Origin of the sequence: Paraburkholderia sp. BR10954, from assembly GCF_040965775.1 — a bacterium.
GTDB lineage: Bacteria > Pseudomonadota > Gammaproteobacteria > Burkholderiales > Burkholderiaceae > Paraburkholderia > Paraburkholderia youngii.
The window spans coordinates 331643-349789 of record NZ_JBFRCK010000006.1 but is presented as its reverse complement, the minus strand read 5'-3'; the positions used below and the strand labels follow the sequence as shown (position 1 = coordinate 349789).

Here is an 18147-nt window from a genome sequence, read left to right as displayed (position 1 = left end):
CATGACTATTCCCGCCCTATCCCGCCGCCGCACGCGCTTCGACGCGCTGGCCCGCACCACGCTGGCCACCGGCATCGCGAGCATCACCTGCATGCTCGGCGCCTGCTCGTTCGGACCGAACGGCGACGCGCCCGCGATGCCGCAGCCCGCGCACTACGGTGCCGAGCCGCTGCCGACGCAAACCGTGCCCGCGCAGGGCATCACGCAGCAGTTCGTGACCGGCGCGCAGCCGGTGCCCGAATGGTGGAAGCTGTACCGCTCGGAGGCGCTGAACGCACTCGTCGACGAAGGTTTGCGCAATAGTCCGACGCTCGACGCGACCGACCGCAGTCTCGCCGCCGCGCGCGAGCAGTTGCGCGCGCAGGTCGGCAGTTCGCTGCTGCCGACCATCGACGCCGGCGGCCAGGCCACCCGCAATCGCGCGCTCGCGATCCCCGAGATCGGACCGAACACGTTTCTGTACAACGTGTTCGTCGGCCAGTTGCAGGCGCATTACACGTTCGATCTATTCGGCTCCGCGCGGCTCGCGAACGCGGCGCTCGCCGCGCGCGTGAACGTGCAGGTCTACCAGCTCGAGGCGGCGCGGCGTGCGCTCGCGGCGAACATCGTCACCGCGACGATCACGAGCGCCGCGCTGCATGCACAGATCGATACGACCGAGCGGCTCGTGGTCCTCGCCAACGATCAGGCGCGCGATACCGAACGGCGCTTCGCGCTCGGCGCGGTCTCGCATGCCGATCTGCTGAACGCGCAGCAGAGCGCGGCGAGCGTGTCGGCGAATCTGCCGGCGCTGAAGCAACAGTGGCTCACCACGCGTCACGCGCTCGCGGTGCTGCTCGGCCGCACGCCCGATGCCGCGCCGGACGACATCGATCTCGCGCAATTGCATCTGCCCGAGCAGGTGCCGGTCGTGGTGCCGTCGGAGCTGCTGCGCACGCGGCCTGACATCGAGGCCGCCGACGCCGCGCTGAAGGCCGCTGCGACCGATGTCGGCGTCGCCACCGCGCAGATGTTCCCGAGTCTGTCGCTGTCGGCATCGATGGGACAAGGCGGGTTTAGCTGGCCGGTCGCGATGTCCGGTGCGGGGGCGATCTGGAGCATCGGCGCGTCGCTATCGCAACCGCTGTTTCATGGCGGCGCGCTGCTCGCGCAGCGCCGCGCGGCGCAGCACACTTACGAAGCGAGCGTGTCGCAGTACAAACAGACCGTGCTGGCCGCGTTCCAGAACGTCGCCGATACGCTCGCCTCGCTCGAGCACGACGCGCAGTCGCTCGATGCCGCGAACATCGCCGCGCGTTCGGCACAGGGCGTGTTCAACGAGACGTCGGCGCGCTATCGGCTCGGCTCGCTGCCCGTCGCGGCGACCCGTTCGAGCGAGCAGCAATGGCGCAACGCGCAGCTCGACGAGATCCGCTATAGGAGTGCGCGGCTGACTGACACGGCTGCGCTGTTGCAAGCGATGGGGAATCCGCCGCTCGATCAGGGCCGGACGTCGTCCGCACCGGCGGCGGCCGCTTCTACTGCTGCGTCTGCGTCGGCGCCCGTCGGTACACCGAACACAACCGCATCCAACTAAACCTGGGATTCCCTACCGAACGCCGAGCACCTGTCCCCAGTTCGTGTTATCCCCAGTTTGTGTTGACAGACTTGTTGATAAGCCAGGGGCGAAGCGTCTAAGTGCTTGAGGCGAATCGCTTTGTCCCGCGTGTTATCGGGCGTAGCAATTTCGAAGCAACGACGCGATCAAGCGGAGTCACGACGGGAAAAAAACGGCCAGCGCCGTTATCCACAGAATGTGTTGAAAGACCTGTTGATAAGGCCTGCAGATCGCGCCCAAGTGCTTGAGCGCGCGATGGATTCAGCCGCCGATGCATTCGCGCACGCATCGCGCAAAGAAGGAAGGATAGGTCAGGAATCCGACCCGAAGGGGTGAACGCGTGCGCGACCCGCCGAAGCCGACCGCGTACGCGCTGTCAAAAACATCAAGGCTTGTTCGACTCGAACAGATCCATGATCTGCTTCTTCTCGGTCGTCGACACGCTCGGCGGCGGCACCACCGGCGGCGTCATGCCCGCCGGCCCCACACCGCCCACCGCATCGGTCGCGCCGGCCATCGGATTGCTCGAATCGAGACCGATGCTCGCGACGAAGCCTTGCCCCGGCAACTTGTCGCTGAAGAACAACTCACCGTCCATCGCCGTCACGCCGTCGGGTTGCGGCGGCTCGGCCTGTGGCACACCGCGCAGCGCGCGCTGCATGTACTCGACCCAGATCGGCAGCGCGAGCTGCGCGCCGAATTCACGGCTGCCGAGACTCTTCGGCTGGTCATAGCCCATCCACGCGACCGCCACCAGCGACTGCTGATAGCCGGCGAACCAGCCGTCCTTAGCATCGTTGGTCGTACCGGTTTTGCCCTGCAGGTCCGAGCGCTTCAGCACGTTGGTGCCCGCGCCCGTACCCGCGGTCGCGACCGAGTGCAACAGGCTGTTCATGATGTACGCGTTGCGCGGCTCGAGCGTGCGCGGCGCATCGTGCCCAGCGACGAGCGGCTGCGCCCGCGAGATCGCCACGCCACGCGCGTCGGTCACTTCGTTGATCAGATACGGATTGATCCGGTAGCCGCCGTTCGCGAACACCGAGTACGCGCCCGCCGACTGCAGCGGCGTGACGAGGCCCGCGCCGAGCGCCATCGGCAGATACGGCGGGGTCTTGTCGGCGTCGAAGCCGAAGCGCTGCGTGACGAAGTCCTGCGCGTACCTGGTGCCGATGAATGACAGGATGCGGATCGACACGAGGTTCTTCGACTTCTGCAGCGCGAGGCGCATCGACATCGGACCATCAGGCTGGTCGTCGTCCTTCGGCTCCCACGCGTCGCCGCCCGGCGTGCTCGGCGGGAAGTACAGCGGCGCGTCGTTGATGATCGTCGCCGGGGCGAGACCCTTGTCGAGCGCGGCCGAATAGATGAACGGCTTGAAGCTCGAACCCGGCTGGCGCCACGCTTGCGTCACATGGTTGAACTTGTTCTTGTTGAAGTCGAAACCGCCGATCAGCGCGCGGATCGCACCGTCCTGCGGCGTCAGCGACACCAGCGCGCCCTCGACCTGCGGCAGCTGCGTGATCTGCCAGTTGCCCTTGTCGTCGGCGATGAGGCGCACGATCGAACCCGGCCTGATGTGCAGCGTCTGGTTCGCGCGTGGGCTCAGCGCGGCGGCGACGAAGCGCAGGCCGTCGCCCGACACCGTCACCTGCGTACCGTCGACCAGTTGCGCGACCACCTGCTTCGCGTTCGCGGCCGTCACCACGCCGGCGATGATCTCGCCGTTGTCCGGGTGATCGGTCAGCGCGTCGTCGATCGTCTGGTCGCGGTCGTCGCCGGCCTCGGGCAACTGCACGAAGCCCTCGGGTCCGCGATAGCCGTGGCGCCGCTCGTAGTCCATCACGCCCTTGCGTACCGCGCGGTACGCGGCGTCCTGATCGGCGGAATCGATCGTCGTCGTGACGTTCAGGCCGCGCGTGTAGGTTTCATCCTTGTACTGCGCGTACATCATCTGCCGCACCATTTCGGCGACGTACTCGGCATGCACGCTGTACTCGTTGCCCGGATTTTTGGTGTGAATCTCTTCCTTCACGGCCTGGTCATACTGCTGCTGCGTGATGTAGCGCAGTTCGAGCATGCGTCGCAGGATGTACTCCTGACGGATCTTCGCGCGCTTCGGATTGACGACCGGGTTATACGCGGACGGCGCCTTCGGCAGGCCCGCGAGCATCGCGGCCTGGGCCAGCGAGATGTCCTTCAGGTCCTTGCCGAAGTACACGCGCGCGGCCGCGGCGAAGCCGTATGCGCGCTCGCCCAGGTAGATCTGGTTCATGTACAGCTCGAGGATCTGGTCTTTCGTCAGCGCTCGCTCGATCTTGTACGCGAGCAGCATTTCGTAGACCTTGCGGGTGTAGGTCTTCTCGCTGGAGAGGAAGAAGTTGCGCGCGACCTGCATCGTGATCGTGCTCGCGCCCTGCGATGCGCCGCCATGCGCAAGGTCGGCGAAACCGGCGCGCAGAATGCCGACGAAGTCGACGCCGCCGTGTTCGTAGAAGCGGTAGTCCTCGATCGCGAGCACCGCTTTCTTCATCTGGTCGGGGATGTCCTGGAAGCGCACGAGGCTGCGGCGCTCCTCGCCGAATTCGCCGATCAGTACGTGATCTGCGGTGTAGACGCGCAGCGGCACCTTCGGGCGATAGTCGGTGAGCGCGTCGAGCGACGGCAACTGCGGCCCCATCACGACGAGCGCATAGCCGACGATCAGCGCGCCGATCACGGCGACGGTCGCGATCAGGCCGATAAACCACAGCACGAGCGACGCACCGATCGAACGACGGCCGTACTCGGCGTCGCGCGAAGCAGCATTGCGTCCTGGGGTGCGTTGCTGGGAGTCCCGGTCTTCACCGGCCGGAGAATTCGAGGAATGCGGTCGTTTGATGATTGGCATGACTGGAGTAATGGGCCCGCAACTGCGCGCCTGTCTGCACGCGCACACGGCGCGCGCATGGGTCGTGATCGACATCCTGGCCGGGGACGTACGCCGCCCTGCGGACCTTGCCCCCGGCCGGCCGCACGGCACGCCTCGGACCATGTCCGGCGCAACGTAACAGCGCATTTTAAAGAAATCAGCAGCGTTCCAACGCGGTTTTTTTGTAAGAATTCCCTTCGACGGCCGGCTTTTCCTGGTAAGGGGCTGTAATTTCGCGCAGTGCGGATCGCAGCGTGCGTGCGAAGCGCGGCTTATGCGGGGTTATCAACATTTTCTGTTGAAAGGGCTGTGGACAAACCGGCCGCAATCACTACAACTCATTGATGTCACGGGATTTTCGCATCACGCTTATTCCGTGGCGGCGCAACTCGTCATATGATGAACCCCGCGCACGTCTTTCGATGCGCGCGACGGGGACCCAGCGGCGGGTTCCGCCGGCAGCTCCGTTGACGGGTGCGACACCGTATCCGGGGGCACGCGCCGACCCGCCCATGCCAACAAGACTGCGAGTCGATCATGTCCAAGCCCAGCGAGCGCATCGTCGTATTCGTCACGACTGCGCAGAAACGTGCGATTACCGCGACCGCGGAGGAACTAGGCATCAGCGTAAGCGAACTGATGCGGCGCGCGGTGCTGAGCTTCGGTGCGACCAGCGAGCAGGTCAAGGCCGCGAGCATCGTCGACCGGCTGCGCGCGCCCCGCGCGCCCGATGCGCTGAACGCGGCGCTGCAACGCGTCGCGCGCGGTACGCGCTATGCGCGCGCCGCCCTGCCGGCGTCGCTGCAAGCGCCTGACAAAGACGCGGCAAGCGCGGCTGCAGGCGCAGCCGATGCCGCGGACCCGCCCGCAATGCCGCAAGCCGGTCGCCCCGCTGTCGCGACGGACACTGCCGATTCCCCCGCCCCGCTGCTTCCCGCGGGCGTCGCCGCCGCGCTCGCCGCCGAGCAGGACGAACAGGCCGCAGCCACCGCCGAAGCCGTCGCGCGTCTAACCGCGGCACGAGCCGCCGACAACGCCGAAAACACGGAGACGGACGCCATCGAACATGCCGCGTCGCAACGGCTGTCCGGCACCTCGGCGCGTCTGCGCAACTCTCTGAAGCGCCGCCCCAACGAGCCGGCCCCCGACGACGACGAACCGCACAGCGACCCGAGCGCCGAAGGCGGCCGCTTCGCGTGACCGAAAGCGTGACGGAAAATTACCGCGCATCGAGCCGCGATCACTGCATCCGAACGAACAGGCGGAGGTGTGCAACGAGTCCGCGTTGCATATCGTTACATCAGTGACACCTGTATGAACCGCTGCTCGATAATGCCCGCACACGCTTGCAAACAGTGGCTTTCCAGCATCGCTTCAGCCTCCGGAAGGCCGCATCGTTCAAGCCATCTTTAAGACAGCCGATGGTGTAATATCCGCCGTCAAGTCCATGCCCGTCGCGGCTTTCCATCATCCACGCAAGCCTCGACCCGGCATTGCGCCCCAACAAAAACGGACCGCGCTATTGCAATTGGCAAGTACGCCCCGAACTCCGGTCCGAACGTTGCGCAGCATCGCGCGCGGCGGCGTAAAGTAGCAGTAGTTCAAAGCAGTCAGGCGCGCACGCATCGTCGGCGCCGCTCACATTCTCTGGAGGTTTTCATGTCGCTTTTTGACAGCATTTCGCGCACGCTCAAGGGTCTTCTGAACGATGCGGCCGACTCGGTGCAGGATCCGTCGCGTGACTCGCGCCAGATCGTGCGCGAACTCGACGACAGCATCGGCAAGGCCGAGAACTCGCTGATCGAGATTCAGGCGCAGGTCGCCACCCAGCAAAGCAAGCGCGATGTTGCCGCGGACAAGGCGAAGAAGTATGAAGACGGTGCTCGTCGTGCGCTGCAGTCCGGCGACGAAGCGCTCGCGCGTGAAGCGCTCGGCGCGCAGGCCACCGCCGAAGCCGAACGCGATGCACTGACGAAAGAGCTGACCTCGCTGGAGCCGTCGGTAGCGCAACTGAAGAGCCAGATCGAGGACATGCGCACGCGCCGCAATGACCTGAACGCACGCTCGAACATCCTGCAAGCCAAGCAGCAGATCGCGCAGGCGAAAGATACGGCGGCCACGGCACTCGGCGGCATCGGCGGCAAGAACCTGTCCGAAGATTTCCAGAAGCTCGAAGACAAAGTCGCGCTGTCGAACGCGCGTTCCGACGCGCGTCTGAACTCCGCCGACGAGAAAAGCGGCAAGGCGCTCGACGACAAGCTCGCGGACCTGAACCGCGGCCCGTCCGTCGACGACCGGCTCGAAGCGCTGAAGAAGCAGCTCAATACGCCGGCGCAGTAAATGCTGGATGCGTGTGTACCACCTCATGGCAAGTACGCGAAGCAGGTACACGCGGCAGTGACAACAGCAGTAGCAGTACATGCCGGTGCGCTCGCCCCTGAACGCACCGGCATATCGGCAGCCACAGGCAGCCACCGCAATCGACTGATGGAGACGGGCGCGCCCCGCCCGGTCCGCAAATGAAAAAACTTTTCGCAACCGCCTTCGCTTCGCTGCTGCTCGTGTCGGCCGCGGCGTTCGCGGTGCCGACCGCTCAGCAAATCGAATCGGCGATGGCGCAGGGCAACTGGCAGCAGGCCGACGCCGGCCTTACCGAAGTGTTGCAAGCGCATCCGAACAACGCACACGCGCATTATCTGTACGCCCAGGTGCTCGATCGCGAAGGCCGTTCCGCCGAGGCGCTCGCGCAACTCCAGCAGGCGAAGACGCTCGATCCGCAGATCCGCTTCACCGACCCGAGCCGCTTCGCGCAAACCGAAGCGCGCCTGCGCCGCGACGCGGAGCGCGCGGGCAACAACGTCACCCGTCATGCCGCGAATCCGTTCGCGCAGCAGAATGCGCCTGCTGTGCAGCAACAGTCGGCAATGGCGTCGCAAGCGCAATTACGGCATGGTCCGGGGGTGGGTATGTGGATCGGTATCGTTGTTCTGATCGTGGCGATCGCGTTTGTGCTGCGCTGGACCTTGCGCCGCGCGCGCGGCCAGGAAGACACTCGCGCTGACGAGGACCGTCGCGCGCAATTGAAGCGTGCAACCGACATGCTAAACACGGTGCGTTCGATCAAGCTCGACGTGAAGCTGTCCACCGCGCCGGGTCACGAGTTGCTCGAGAAAGACGTCGAAGCGACCGAAGAGCAGTTGCGCGGCACTGTCGAAACGCTGTCGAATGGCAAGAATCCGCTGCCGCCTTATGCACTCGACGAGTTCGAGCAACGCATCGCGAGCCTGCGTGCGCGCGCCGACGGCCGGCCCGATCCGACCGCCGCGTCGGTGGGCACCGGCCAGCAATCGGCGTATGCGCAGGAGGCCGAGCGCTTCGGCAATCCGCAGCCGCCTTATCCGCAACAGGGTCCGGTGCAGCAGCAGCCGCAGGTCATCGTGCAGCAAGGCGGTGGCATGGGTGGCGGCATGGGCGGTCTGCTGACCGGCGTGCTGCTTGGCGAGGCGCTCAGTCATGGGCGTGACCGCGTGATCGAGCGCGACGTGGTCGTCGACCCCGACGAACTGCGCCGGCGCGGCAACGACGGCGGAAACGGCGGCGGCCTCGACTTCGGTCAGGGTTCGAACGACTGGAACGATGACGGCAGCGGCGGCGGCATCGACATGGGCAGCAACGAGGATTCCGGCGGTTGGACCGATACCTGATCTCACCCGATCGATCCGCGTCGAATGAAAACACAGGCTCCTTCGCGGAGCCTGTTTTTTGCCTGCCGGTTTTGTGTAGCGCTTGCGCTTATTTCAGGCCCGCGCCGATTCCGCCTGGCTACCCTCGTGCTGCACGAGCACGACCGCCCCTGCGAACAGCCGCACGATGAAACGCTCGGCGTAATCGATCAATGCGTCGCGGCGCGCGTCGTTCGCGTCGATGTATTCAGCGGATAGATGAAACAGTTGCAGCACGATCTGCGTGCAGACTTCGTCGACGGTTTCGCGCGCAAGTCGCGGCATCAGTTCGAGTTGCACGACGTCGTCCGCCATTTCCGCCGACACCTCGTGCAGGTTCGCCCGCACCGCTTCGCGCAAGGCCGGCGACGTGCCGTGGTACTCCGCCAGCGCGCTCAGGAACGCCTCGCGGTTCGCGAGCGCAAACGCGAAAAAAGCGACGCACGCGCGCCGCGGCACGCTGTGCGGCTCGTCATGCGCGCCGAGCCAGCGCTCGCGCCGCAGCATCGGCCGAAGCCGACGGCTCACGGCGGCGACGGCTTCGCGCGCGAGTTCGTCGAGCGCGCTGAAATGACGGTAGAACGTGTTCGGATTGAGGCCCGCCTCGCGCGCGAGCTCGCGCAAGCCGAGGCTCGCGAAACTGCGGCCGCCGGCGGTCAACCGCAGCGCGGCTTCGATCAGCTTGCGCTTGCCGGGCGGCAACTCCGGGCCGGCGACGGACGATGCTTCGGGGACAGTGGTCATCGTGCGTTCAATCATCGCGCGGTATACGCGTTCAATAGCTGCACTCTAAACGATCTTGACGCGATGTGTACGGTTGTCTACCCTGCGCGGTAAGCCATGTATAGACAGGTGTTGACGCGCGATTTCGGCCCCGGCCGTACGCGCCGCGCGAGCCCGCCGCTCGGTAGCCGCTGTCGTTTCACCCCCGCTTTCGCCCGTGCCGGAGACCGCCGTGACGCCTGCCCCCTCCCCCTCATCCACCGCGCCGCGCATTGCGATCGTCGGCAGTGGCTTTGCCGGCATCGGCATGGCGATCCGTCTGCAGCAGATGGGCATCACATCGTTTACCGTCTACGAGGCCGCGAGCGGCATCGGCGGCACGTGGCGCGACAATACCTACCCCGGCGCGGCCTGCGACGTCCCCTCGCATCTGTATTCGTTTTCGTTCGAGGCGAATCCGGCGTGGTCGCGCTCGTTCAGCAGCCAGGTCGAAATTCTCGCGTATCTGCAGCACTGCGCGCGCAAGTACGGCGTCGATCGCTATGTGCGCTGCAATGCGAGAGTGAGCGCCGCGCGCTTCGACGAAGCGCGGCAGATCTGGCTCGTCGAGCTCGACACGAACGGCGCGCGCGAAATAATCGAGGCCGACGTGCTGATCGCCGCGAACGGTCCGCTGTCGCGTCCCGCGCTGCCGCGCATCGCCGGCATCGAACGTTTCGAAGGCAAGCTGTTTCACTCGGCGCGCTGGGATCACGCGTATCCGCTCGACGGTAAACGCGTCGCGGTGATCGGCACCGGCGCGAGCGCGATCCAGTTCGTGCCGAAAATCCAGCCGCGCGTCGCGCATCTGGACCTGTTCCAGCGCACCGCGCCGTGGGTGATGCCGAAGCGCGACAAGCCGATCGGCCCGCGCGCGCAATGGCTGTTCCGTACGCTGCCGTTCACGCAACGCTTCGTTCGCAGCGCGATCTATTGGCAGCTCGAATCGCGTGGGATCGCGTTCGTCGTCAATCCGAAGCTGATGGAGATGCCGATGAAGTTCGGCCTCAGCTATCTGGAGCGACGCGTCAAGGACCCGGCGCTGCGCGCGAAGCTCACGCCGAACTATCGGCTCGGCTGCAAGCGCGTGCTGCTGTCGAGCGACTATTACCCGGCCGTGTGCCAGCCGAACGTCGATGTCGTGACGAGCGGCATTCGCGAGATCGTCGCGGATGGCATCGTGACCGAGGACGGCGTGCATCACCACGCGGACGCGATCATCTGCGGCACCGGCTTCCAAGTCAACGACGTGCCCGCGCCGTTCGAAGTGACCGGCCTCGACGGCACCGACCTCAGCGCGCTATGGCTGCGCGATGGCCCGGAGGCCTATCTCGGCACGAGCATCGCGAACTTCCCGAACTTCTTCATGATCGTCGGCCCGAACACGGGGCTCGGCCATAACTCGATGATCTACATGATCGAGTCGCAACTGCGCTACATCGGCGATTGCCTGCGCGTGCTGCGCAAACGCAATGCGCGCACGATGACCCTACGCGCCGACGTGCAGCGCGATTTCAATGCGCGTTTGCAGCAGGAGATGCGGCACGCGGTATGGACGAGCGGCTGCCATAGCTGGTATCAGACCCAGAGCGGCAAGGTCACCGCGATCTGGCCCGGCTTCACGTTCAGCTTTCGCAAGCGTACGCGGCGCGTGCGGCCGCAGGATTACCGCTTCGCGCGTTGAATCGGCCTCGCGCGGCGGCAGGCGCAATCACTGCCCTCCGCCACCGCTCAGCAATCGCAACAGCTCCCATAGAAACTTCACGATGATCACGATCAGTTCCCACAGCCGATAAAGCGGCTGCCAGTCCAGCACGCGCAGAAGGGACTCGAACATCGCTATCGCCAGAAGAAATGAAGGCGCCCAACGCGTCGCTCGACCTCAAACCGCCATCACGGCCCGCTTGCGCTCCGCACGCTGCATGAAGAAGTTCGCCGCGACCACGCCGACCGTGACGACCGCGATGAACAGCGTCGCGAGCGCATTCATCTCCGGATTCAGGCCGAGACGCACGCGCGAGAACACGACGAGCGGCAAGGTCGTCGAGCCGGGACCCGACAGAAACGCGGACAGCACGAGGTCGTCGATCGACAGCGTGAACGACAGCAGCCAGCCCGACACCAGCGCCTGTGAAATCAGCGGCAGCGTCACGGAGAAGAACACGCGCAACGGAGTCGCGCCGAGGTCGAGCGCGGCTTCCTCGAGCGACGGATGCAGCTCCCGCACGCGCGACTGCACGATGATCGCGACGTACGAAATACACAGCATCACGTGGCCGATCCAGATCGTGAAGATGCCGCGTTCGGCCGGCCAGCCGATCCAGCGCGCCATTTCGATGAACAGCAGCAGCAGCGAAATGCCCTGAATCACTTCGGGGATCACCAGCGGCGCGTTGATCATGCCCGTGTACAGCGTGAAGCCGCGAAAGCGGCCCATCCGCGCGAGCACGAAGCCGGCCCACGTACCGATGATCACCGACGCGAACGCCGTCAGCAAGCCGATCCGCAGCGACAGCCACGCCGACGTGATGAGCTCGTCGTCCCGCAACAGCGCCGCGTACCAGCGTGTCGAAAAGCGTGTCCACACCGTGACCAGTTGCGATTCGTTGAACGAATACACGACGAGGCTGACGATCGGGATATACAGGAACAGAAAGCCGATGCCGAGAGCAATCAGCTGCAGCATGCGATTCGGTTTCATTGGCGGCCCTCCTCCAATGCCTTCGCCTGCGCATGCTGGAACAGCGCCATCGGCACCAGCAGCAGCAACACCATCGCGCAGGTGACGGCGGACGCCATCGGCCAGTCCGCATTGTCGAAGAACTCGTTCCACATCACGCGGCCGATCATCAGCGTGTTCGCGCCGCCGAGAAGTTCCGGAATCACGTACTCGCCGACCGCCGGAATGAACACCAGCAGGCAGCCCGCGACGATGCCGTTCTTCGACAGCGGCAGCGTGATCTGCCAGAACGCCTTCCACGGCTTCGCGCCGAGGTCGTAGGCGGCTTCGAGCAAGGTCAGGTCCATTTTCACGAGGTGAGCGTAAAGCGGCATCACGAGAAACGGCAGGTACGAATAGACCATGCCGATGTAGACCGCCGTGTTCGTGTGATACAGCTCGATCGGCGAATGTATCAGGCCGACCGACATCAGGAAGTTATTCAGCAGCCCGTTGTTCTTCAGAATGCCGATCCATGCGTACACGCGGATCAGGAACGAAGTCCAGAACGGCAGCATCACGGCCATCATCAGCAGATTGCGGGTGGCTGCATTGGAGCGCGCGATGTAGTACGCCATCGGATAGCCGATCAGCAGACACAGCAGGGTCGAAATCGCCGCGACCACGACCGAATTCACATAGGTCGCGAAGTACAGGCTGTCGGTCAGCAGAAACGCGTAGTGCGACAGATCGAGCGTGATGTGCAGCGCGCCTTCCGCGAAGGTGACGAGCTGCGTGTAAGGCGGAATGCCGAGCTGCGAATCGGCGAAGCTGATCTTCACGACCAGCAGGAACGGCACGAGGAAAAACAGCAGCAGCCAGATGAACGGTCCCGCCACCACCGCGGTGCGTCCCGTGAGCTTCAGACGACGCACGGGCCACGCGAAAAACGAGCGAAGCGCTTCTTTCATGACGTCAGCACCACGCCGGCCGATGCGCTCCAGCGCACGTAGACTTCGTCGCCCCAGGACGGCGGATCGATTTCGGTGAGCGCGAGGCTCGTCACGTTCGCGATGACGGTCTTGCCGCCCTCGAGCTTCACGTGATACAGCGAATAGCCGCCCATGTACGCGATATTCGTGACGACGCCCTTGCCCCAGTTGTAGGCGCCCTCGGGCGGCTTGCGCGTGAGAGCGATGCGTTCGGGCCGCACCGAGATCGTCACCGGCATGCCGAGCGGACCGGTGATGCCGTGATTGACGTGCAAACGGCAGGTCAGATCCGGCGTTTCGATAAACACGTGATCGGGTTCGTCCTCGACCGTGCGGCCTTCGAACAGATTGGTCGAGCCGATGAATTCCGCCGAGAAACGGCTGCTCGGATACTCGTAGACTTCATGCGGCGTGCCGAGCTGCACGATCTGGCCTTCGCTCATCACGGCGAGGCGGTTGGCCATCGTCATCGCTTCTTCCTGATCGTGCGTGACCATCATGCAGGTGACACCGACCTGGTCGAGAATGTTGACGAGCTCGATCTGCGTGCGCTGGCGGATCTGCTTGTCGAGCGCCGACATCGGCTCGTCGAGCAGCAGCAGCTTCGGCCGCTTGACGAGCGAGCGCGCGAGCGCGACGCGCTGCTGCTGGCCGCCCGACAGCTGATGCGGCTTGCGCTTCGCGAAGCGGCCCATCTGCACGAGTTCGAGCGCGTTGTGCACACGGTCTTTCAGCTCGGCCTTCGGCACGCCTTCCTGCTTCAGGCCGAACGCGACGTTCGCCTCGACCGTCATGTGCGGGAACAGCGCGTACGACTGGAACATCATGTTGACCGGCCGGCGATACGGCGGCAGTTGCGCGAGGTCTTCGCCATCGATCAGGATCTTGCCCGACGTCACGGTTTCGAGCCCGGCCATCATGCGCAGCAGGGTCGACTTGCCGCAGCCCGAACTGCCGAGCAGCGCGAACAGCTCGCCCTTCTTTACCGTCAGGTTGACCCCTTTGACCGCGACGGTCTCGCCGAACTTCTTCACGACGTCGACGATCTGGATGAACTGCTCCGCCGCGTCTCCCGTAACGGCGCTCGGGCCCGTCGACGGCACGGCCGTCCCGGCCAGCACGCCCGGCTGGTCACTACTCATCATAATGCTGCTTCACTCCGGCGTTTGACGAACAAAGCCCCCGGTGAACACCGAGGGCTTCATAGGCTTCTTATCTGTTTGTTGCCGCGCTTAGCGGCCGGACTTGAACTCGGTCCACAGTCGCGTTTGCAGCCGCTGGATTTCCTGCGGCAGCGGTTTCAACAGGAACAGCGTCTTGATGGTTTCCGGCGACGGGTACACGGCCGGATCGTTCGCGACGTCCTTGTCCACGTACTTGCGTGCTTCCATATTGACGCTCGGGTAGTAGACGGCGTTGGTGATCGCGGCGTGCACCTGCGGCGTCTCGATGTAGTTGATCCACTCGAGTGCGGCTTCCTTGTGCTTCGCGTCCTTCGGAATCGCCATCACGTCGAACCACACCGGTGCCCCGCCCTTCGGCACGACGTACTCGATCTTGTACGGCTTCTTCGCTTCGAGCGCGCGATGCTTGGCGATCACGACGTCGCCCGACCAGCCGTACGCGAAGCACACGTCGCCGCCGACGAGGTCGTTGATGTAGCCCGACGAGTTGAACTGCGTGATGTACGGACGGATTTTCTTCAGCATTTCGAGCGCGGCGCGGTAGTCGGCCGGGTTCGTGCTCATCGGGTCCTTGCCCATGTAGTGCAGCGCGGCCGCGAACATCTGGTCCGGCGCGTCGAGCACCGACACGCCGCAGGCCTTCAGCTTCGAGATGTTTTCGGGCTTGAACAGAATGTCCCAGTTATCGAGCGGCACGTCCTTGCCGAGGATCTGCTGGACCTTCGTCACGTTGTAGCCGAGGCCGGTCGTGCCGTACGCCCAGGGCACCACGTACTTGTTGCCCGGATCGGCGCCGGCGACGAGCGCCATCAGCGACGGGTCGAGGTACTTCAGGTTCGGCAGCTTCGATTTGTCGAGCGGCTCGAAGATGCCCGCGGCGATCTGCTTGCCCGCATAGTTGCTGGTCGGCACGACGATGTCGTAGCCCGAGTTGCCGGTGAGCAGCTTCGCCTGCAGCGTGTCGTCGCTGTCGTAGTTGTCGTACTTGACCTGAACGCCGGTCTGTTTCGTGAAGTTCGGGATCGTATCCTTCGCGATATAGTCGGACCAGTTATACACGTTCAGCTGCGTATCTTTCGCAGCGGCCGTCAACCACGGCGCCGCGCACAAGATCAGCGCCGCCACCTGCCCCACTATCCGTTTGTTCATCCCGTTCTCCGCTCCCGTCGTCACTCAAGCCGCGCGCTCGCGCGCATGGCCCCCTGAAAACCCCGAAAACTACCACCAATTATTGCCCACTCCAAAAAAAACCCGGAGCTGTCGCGCAAACGGTACAGGCTCTGGCCGCACCCTTGCAAAATGGCCGCAATTTTAACGGGTTATCGGCGCGTGTCTACCGGAAAATACGCGCGCCGCGGTCGCGCTTTCCCCGCTCTGGCGCAGGTTGCGGGGGTTTCGTCGCGTCGCTGTTATCTGCTTGTCAGGTCGGCGTCGGCTCGCACCTGGCCGGGGCGCCGCTCGCGCCCGCGCGGGTGCCGGACGCTGCATGCCGGTGCAGAGCCGCGTCGGCGCGGCAGCGCACCTTTCACGCACACCGGCTTCGCCACGACGGCTCGAATGCTCCTATCATGATCCATTGATGCGGATTGCGCGACGTCGCCGCGCGACGGCCGGCCAGCCGCTGCGCGCCTGCGGTGGGCATACGACTTGCAACAGGCTGCGTTTCCCGGAAGCTCTGGCAGATGAACACCAATCCTTTCGCGATGCGTCCCAACCGGCGCCGGCGTCTGCCGGGCGAGCCGACGCGTCCGGCGCACTGGTTCTCGTTCCTCGGCGCCGGCGCGCTGATCGCGGTCGGCTATATCGACCCCGGCAACTGGGCGACCGCGCTCGGCGCCGGCGCGGGCTACGGCTACCGCCTGCTCGGCATCGTCCTGCTGGCGAGCCTGATGGGGATGCTGATGCAGTGGCTGTCGTCGCGCCTCGGCGTCGTGACCGGGCGCGACCTCGCGCAACTGTGCCGCGAGCGCAATGGCCGGCGCGCGACGCTGTTCTTATGGCTGACTAGCGAAGTCGCGATCATCGCCGTCGACGTCGCCGAGGTGGTCGGCAGCGCGGTCGCGCTGCAACTGCTGCTCGGCGTGTCGCTGACGGTCGGCGTGCTGATGTCGGCGGTCTGCACGTTCGCGCTGCTCGCGCTCCGGCAGAAAGGCGGCCGCAGGCTGGAAGCGGTGATCGCCGCGCTGATCGGCTTCGTCGGCCTGTGCTTCGTCGTGCAGCTCGCGCTCGCGCGGCCCGACTGGCACGCGGCGCTGGCCGGCACCGCGCCGAGCATCGAGCTGATCAGAAGCGCGGGCATGCTGTGGCTCGCGGCGGGCATCGTCGGCGCGACGGTCATGCCGCACAACCTGTATCTGCATTCGGCGCTCGTCAAGCATCACGCGCCCGAGAGCAGCGACGCGCAGATCAAGGCCGCGCTGCACGTCGTCAATATCGACACCTTCGGCTCGCTTGCGTTCGCGTTCGTGATCAACGCCGCGCTGCTGATCGTCGCGGCCGCCGTGTTCTATGCCAGCGGCCATCGCGACGTCACCGATCTGGCCGATGCGCATCGGCTGATCGCGCCGCTCGTCGGCAATCGCTGGGCCGGCATCCTGTTCGCGGCGGCGCTGCTCGCGTGCGGACTCAGCGCGACCGTCACTGGCACGCTGGCCGGTCAGGCGGTGATGGAGGGCTTCCTGCGGCTGCGCTTGCCGCGCTGGAAACGCGCACTGCTCACGCGTGCGCTCGCGATCGGGCCGGCCCTGCTCGCGGTGGGCATGTTCGGCCAGCATGGCTCGAATCAGTTGCTGGTCGCGAGCCAGGTCGTGCTGAGCCTGCAATTGCCGCTCGCGGTCGTGCCGCTGATCCGCTGTGCGTCCGATCCGACGCTGATGCGCGGCTGGCGCGTGCACGGCCTGCCGCTCGTGCTGGCCTGGCTGTCGGCGTGGTTCATCATTGCGCTCAACGGCGCGTTGTTGTGGCAGCTGGCGACCGGGCCATGACGGCGGCCGCGCACGTCGGCGCGCGGTCGTCGTGAACTTCGCATCGCGCTGACGCCGCTTGCAAGGCACGCTCCGCGCATCGGTTAACATAGCGGAACTTTGCCTCCCCGCCCCAAGGTTTCCGATGACTTCGAATCTCCACGATCTTCCCGACAGCCCGTGCATCGGCGTCTGCTCCACGCTCTTCGACGAGGTCTGCAAAGGCTGCGGCCGCACCGCGACCGAAGTGTCGAACTGGGTGTTCCTCAGCGACGAGGAAAAGCGCGCGATCTGGACCCGGATCGAACGGGAAGGCACGGCGATGCGCTTTCAGAACGACAAGGTGTGAGCCGGTCGTCTGCACGCATCGCAGTTCGAGGTTGCTTGCGACCATGAAGAATGCCGGGATGTCCCGGCATTTTTTTTGGTTTGTGTTTTCCTCTATGCGCGTTGGAAGCGCATGCATCCAAACCCGAGAACGCTTCGGAAAACTTCGGCTCCATGACCACCACCAGGGACTTCGTTCAGTGCCTCGCGCAATGGCGCCGAATGGCCCACGTGTTCAATCCGTGGTCCGAGACCGATGAACGCGATCAGCCCGGCATCAACGCGCCCCTGATTCGCCAGCAACAGCTCGCCGCCTACCTGCAAGCCCGCCGCACGAGCGTCAAGGTGATCCTGATTGCGGAAGCGCTGAGCTGCCGCGGCGGACGTTTCACCGGCATCGCGATGACCTCCGAGCGGATTCTGCTTGGCAACGATGCGAAGCTCAACGGCTTCGCCAGGAGAACGGAGCGCGGCCCGCTACCGGCCTATCTGCCGGGTTCGGCAACCCGCACCAGTTGCCGCGATGCGCTGCCTCGAATGACGGACCGCGAATATGGTGTCTATGAGAGAACGGCCTCGGTCGTCTGGCAGACGATGCTTTCCAACGGCTTCGATCCAACCGAGTTTGCGCTATGGAATGCATTCCCGTTTCATCCGTTCGCAGACGAAGACACCGAAAGCAACCGCCGCCCAACGAATCCAGAGCTACATGCGACAGTCCAGATTCTGACTGACTTCATCGGCCTGTTCCCTCCAAACGTGCGGTTCGTTGCGCTTGGACGGGAAGCGGAAAGCGCGCTGCTCAGTCACCCGATGCGGCCGCTGCACGAACTCGTGAGGCACCCTACTGCTAGAGCGGCGAAACCTGCAAATAGCGCGGTTCAAGCGAAGAATCGCCCCATGGGTACGCTGGATGAAGTCATTCGACGGCTCGCGCTGAGCCGGCATTAGTCCAGCGCCTGCACACCGGCTAGCCACCAAAACAAAAGGCCCACGCCGGCAAACTGCCAGCATGGGCCTCTGGGGGATCGCT

The 18147-nt window shown here is 64.9% G+C and carries 14 protein-coding genes and 1 pseudogene; 8 read left to right on the top strand and 7 right to left on the bottom strand.

The genetic code is table 11. The features are described 5' to 3' along the window. Position 1 precedes the first annotated feature (1 nt). A complete protein-coding gene (locus AB4Y34_RS12630; protein ID WP_368716193.1) occupies positions 2-1576 on the top strand; it encodes an efflux transporter outer membrane subunit in 1575 nt (524 codons plus the stop codon). Between the two features lie 406 nt (positions 1577-1982). Here AB4Y34_RS12630 and AB4Y34_RS12625 read toward each other — a convergent pair whose 3' ends face one another. Then, positions 1983-4484, bottom strand: a complete 2502-nt coding sequence (locus tag AB4Y34_RS12625) for a penicillin-binding protein 1A (RefSeq protein WP_176379257.1) — start codon at positions 4482-4484, stop codon at positions 1983-1985. A 558-nt stretch (positions 4485-5042) separates the two neighbouring features. Between AB4Y34_RS12625 and AB4Y34_RS12620 the strand changes: the two genes are divergently transcribed. The 3 genes from AB4Y34_RS12620 (at position 5043) to AB4Y34_RS12610 (ending at position 8209) form a co-directional block, all read left to right on the top strand. Next, positions 5043-5705 carry a hypothetical protein gene (locus AB4Y34_RS12620; protein WP_368716192.1) on the top strand — a complete coding sequence of 221 codons (663 nt, stop codon included), beginning with the start codon at positions 5043-5045 and terminating at the stop codon, positions 5703-5705. 459 nt (positions 5706-6164) lie between these two features. Then, positions 6165-6845: a PspA/IM30 family protein gene (locus AB4Y34_RS12615; RefSeq protein ID WP_018417715.1), complete on the top strand. Its 681-nt coding sequence runs from the start codon at positions 6165-6167 to the stop codon at positions 6843-6845. A gap of 179 nt (positions 6846-7024) precedes the next feature. Next, positions 7025-8209, top strand: a complete 1185-nt coding sequence (locus AB4Y34_RS12610; RefSeq protein ID WP_368716191.1) for a tetratricopeptide repeat protein — start codon at positions 7025-7027, stop codon at positions 8207-8209. 93 nt (positions 8210-8302) lie between these two features. Here AB4Y34_RS12610 and AB4Y34_RS12605 read toward each other — a convergent pair whose 3' ends face one another. Beyond that, complete coding sequence (locus tag AB4Y34_RS12605) at positions 8303-8971, bottom strand: TetR family transcriptional regulator (protein WP_368716190.1); 669 nt, start codon at positions 8969-8971, stop codon at positions 8303-8305. A gap of 211 nt (positions 8972-9182) precedes the next feature. Here AB4Y34_RS12605 and AB4Y34_RS12600 point away from each other — a divergent pair, with 211 nt between their 5' ends. Then, on the top strand, positions 9183-10673 hold the full coding sequence (locus AB4Y34_RS12600) for a flavin-containing monooxygenase (protein ID WP_368716189.1): 1491 nt from the start codon (positions 9183-9185) through the stop codon (positions 10671-10673). A 27-nt stretch (positions 10674-10700) separates the two neighbouring features. On the opposite strand, the gene AB4Y34_RS12595 is transcribed toward AB4Y34_RS12600, so the two are convergent. From AB4Y34_RS12595 to AB4Y34_RS12575, 5 genes and pseudogenes are all read right to left on the bottom strand, one after another. Beyond that, the gene (locus AB4Y34_RS12595) at positions 10701-10826 is read right to left on the bottom strand and encodes a hypothetical protein (protein WP_255208739.1); all 126 of its coding nucleotides are present in this window, start codon (positions 10824-10826) and stop codon (positions 10701-10703) included. 45 nt (positions 10827-10871) lie between these two features. Continuing rightward, the gene (locus tag AB4Y34_RS12590) at positions 10872-11690 is read right to left on the bottom strand and encodes an ABC transporter permease subunit (protein WP_176108333.1); all 819 of its coding nucleotides are present in this window, start codon (positions 11688-11690) and stop codon (positions 10872-10874) included. Then, complete coding sequence (locus AB4Y34_RS12585; protein ID WP_176379252.1) at positions 11687-12619, bottom strand: ABC transporter permease subunit; 933 nt, start codon at positions 12617-12619, stop codon at positions 11687-11689. The genes AB4Y34_RS12590 and AB4Y34_RS12585 overlap by 4 nt, the downstream gene beginning before the upstream one ends. Beyond that, positions 12616-13704: pseudogene (locus AB4Y34_RS12580) on the bottom strand (ABC transporter ATP-binding protein); the annotation flags it as partial. The gene AB4Y34_RS12585 and the pseudogene AB4Y34_RS12580, both read right to left, overlap by 4 nt. 168 nt (positions 13705-13872) lie before the next feature. Then, a complete protein-coding gene (locus AB4Y34_RS12575) occupies positions 13873-14973 on the bottom strand; it encodes a polyamine ABC transporter substrate-binding protein (RefSeq protein WP_368716188.1) in 1101 nt (366 codons plus the stop codon). A gap of 533 nt (positions 14974-15506) precedes the next feature. Here AB4Y34_RS12575 and AB4Y34_RS12570 point away from each other — a divergent pair. The 3 genes from AB4Y34_RS12570 to AB4Y34_RS12560 all read left to right on the top strand — a co-directional run bounded on the left by AB4Y34_RS12570 (position 15507) and on the right by AB4Y34_RS12560 (position 18065). Beyond that, the gene (locus tag AB4Y34_RS12570) at positions 15507-16808 is read left to right on the top strand and encodes an Nramp family divalent metal transporter (protein WP_176379249.1); all 1302 of its coding nucleotides are present in this window, start codon (positions 15507-15509) and stop codon (positions 16806-16808) included. Positions 16809-16932: 124 nt separating this feature from the next. Then, the gene (locus tag AB4Y34_RS12565; protein WP_090800501.1) at positions 16933-17136 is read left to right on the top strand and encodes a DUF1289 domain-containing protein; all 204 of its coding nucleotides are present in this window, start codon (positions 16933-16935) and stop codon (positions 17134-17136) included. 152 nt (positions 17137-17288) lie between these two features. Then, positions 17289-18065 carry a uracil-DNA glycosylase gene (locus AB4Y34_RS12560; RefSeq protein WP_368716187.1) on the top strand — a complete coding sequence of 259 codons (777 nt, stop codon included), beginning with the start codon at positions 17289-17291 and terminating at the stop codon, positions 18063-18065. The last annotated feature ends 82 nt before the right edge of the window (positions 18066-18147 follow it).

Bases quoted from the DNA above. Each gene is read 5' to 3' on its own strand.
- AB4Y34_RS12595 (WP_255208739.1), bottom strand. From the start codon at position 10,826: ATGTTCGAGTCCCTTCTGCGCGTGCTGGACTGGCAGCCGCTTTATCGG.
- AB4Y34_RS12610 (WP_368716191.1), top strand. From the start codon at position 7,025: ATGAAAAAACTTTTCGCAACCGCCTTCGCTTCGCTGCTGCTCGTGTCG.
- AB4Y34_RS12570 (WP_176379249.1), top strand. From the start codon at position 15,507: ATGAACACCAATCCTTTCGCGATGCGTCCCAACCGGCGCCGGCGTCTG.
- AB4Y34_RS12575 (WP_368716188.1), bottom strand. From the start codon at position 14,973: ATGAACAAACGGATAGTGGGGCAGGTGGCGGCGCTGATCTTGTGCGCG.
- AB4Y34_RS12625 (WP_176379257.1), bottom strand. From the start codon at position 4,484: ATGCCAATCATCAAACGACCGCATTCCTCGAATTCTCCGGCCGGTGAA.
- AB4Y34_RS12585 (WP_176379252.1), bottom strand. From the start codon at position 12,619: ATGAAAGAAGCGCTTCGCTCGTTTTTCGCGTGGCCCGTGCGTCGTCTG.
- AB4Y34_RS12565 (WP_090800501.1), top strand. From the start codon at position 16,933: ATGACTTCGAATCTCCACGATCTTCCCGACAGCCCGTGCATCGGCGTC.
- AB4Y34_RS12620 (WP_368716192.1), top strand. From the start codon at position 5,043: ATGTCCAAGCCCAGCGAGCGCATCGTCGTATTCGTCACGACTGCGCAG.
- AB4Y34_RS12615 (WP_018417715.1), top strand. From the start codon at position 6,165: ATGTCGCTTTTTGACAGCATTTCGCGCACGCTCAAGGGTCTTCTGAAC.
- AB4Y34_RS12560 (WP_368716187.1), top strand. From the start codon at position 17,289: ATGACCACCACCAGGGACTTCGTTCAGTGCCTCGCGCAATGGCGCCGA.
- AB4Y34_RS12630 (WP_368716193.1), top strand. From the start codon at position 2: ATGACTATTCCCGCCCTATCCCGCCGCCGCACGCGCTTCGACGCGCTG.
- AB4Y34_RS12590 (WP_176108333.1), bottom strand. From the start codon at position 11,690: ATGAAACCGAATCGCATGCTGCAGCTGATTGCTCTCGGCATCGGCTTT.
- AB4Y34_RS12605 (WP_368716190.1), bottom strand. From the start codon at position 8,971: ATGACCACTGTCCCCGAAGCATCGTCCGTCGCCGGCCCGGAGTTGCCG.